Below are 1,360 nucleotides of genomic sequence, written 5' to 3' on the forward strand. Positions count from 1 at the left end.
CGTCGTGCCCTCCTCGGGCAAGGTCCTGACCGGCGGCGTGGACTCCAACGCGCTGCAGCGCCCGAAGCGCTTCCTCGGCGCCGCGCGCAATGTGGAAGAAGGCGGCTCTCTGACSATCATYGSCACCGCGCTGATCGACACCGGCAGCCGCATGGACGAAGTGATCTTCGAAGAGTTCAAGGGCACCGGCAACTCCGAAATCCACCTCGACCGCCGCCTCTACGAGAAGCGCGTGTTCCCGTCGATCCAGCTCAACCGCAGCGGCACCCGCCGCGAAGAGTTGCTGCTGCCCCCCGAGATCCTGCAGAAGACCCGCATTCTTCGCCAGCTCATGTACAACATGGACGAGATCGAGGCGATGGAGCTGATGCTCAAGAACATGAAGGCGACCAAGACCAATGTCGAGTTCTTCGACATGATGCGTCGCGGGGGCTGATCAAGCTTGATCGCCTCCTCGCGCTGACGGCCTGTCAGCGCGCCGCCAGGGCCCGGCCTTCCGCCGCGCTCTGGCGTCCCAGGTCGAGCAGTTCCATCAGCTCGACCRCCTGCTCCGGCATCACCGGATTCGGGCCCTTCCCGACGATCGCATCGCGCACCGCCGCGTAGTAGGAGACATAGTTGCCCGCCTGCGTGGGCCGCTTCTGCGTCTGCGCACGGCCGTCGATCCCCACCAGCGTCAGTTCGCCTTCGACCGGGTCGACGCCCCATCCCGCTTCGCCGGGCCGGCCGCCAGCGCGCAGTGCGTCCTCCTGCGGGTCGACGCCACGCTTGATGTAGCTGCCGCGCGTGCCGTGCACGATGAAACGCGGCGCTGGAAAGGCCGCCAGCGTGGTCGCGTGCAGCACCACGCGCAAGGGCGCGTGCTCGCCGCTTTCGTAGCGCAGGACGGCATGGAAGTAGTCCTCGACCAGCGCGCGCTCGCGCAGCGCGGCGATGTCGAGTTGCAGCGTATCGGGCTGGCCGAAGAGCTGTACCGCCTGGTCGAGCAGGTGCGAGCCGAGGTCGACCCAGAGGCCCGCACCGGGCACCGGCTGTTCCCGCCAGCGTTCGCGCACCTGCGGCCGGAAGCGGTCGAAATGCGATTCAAAATACACCGGGCGACCGAGTTCGCCGCCCGCCAACAGCTCGCGCAGGCTCAGGAAGTCGGCGTCGAAGCGACGATTCTGGTAGACCGACAGCAGCCGCCCCTTTCGCTCGGCCAGCGCGGCCAGTTCGCGCGCCTGGGCTGCGTCGAGCGTGAAAGGCTTGTCGACCACCACGTGCTTGCCGGCTTCGAGCGCCAACCTGGCAAGCGGATGGTGCTGGGCATTGGGCGCGGCAATGACGACCAGATCGATGTCGCTTCGACGCAACAGAGTGG

Annotated in this window: 1 protein-coding gene and 1 pseudogene; one reads left to right on the top strand and one right to left on the bottom strand. The window is 67.2% G+C overall.

The features are described from left to right. Nucleotides 1-436, top strand: a pseudogene (gene rho / locus AC1D2K_RS34700) (transcription termination factor Rho); the annotation flags it as partial. A 34-nt stretch (nucleotides 437-470) separates the two neighbouring features. Here the strand turns inward: rho and AC1D2K_RS34705 are convergent. Then, a partial coding sequence (locus AC1D2K_RS34705) for an oxidoreductase (RefSeq protein ID WP_478094975.1) occupies nucleotides 471-1,360 on the bottom strand: 890 nt, incomplete at its 5' end.

The sequence above is a fragment of the Variovorax sp. P1_H12_2 genome (assembly GCF_056405335.1).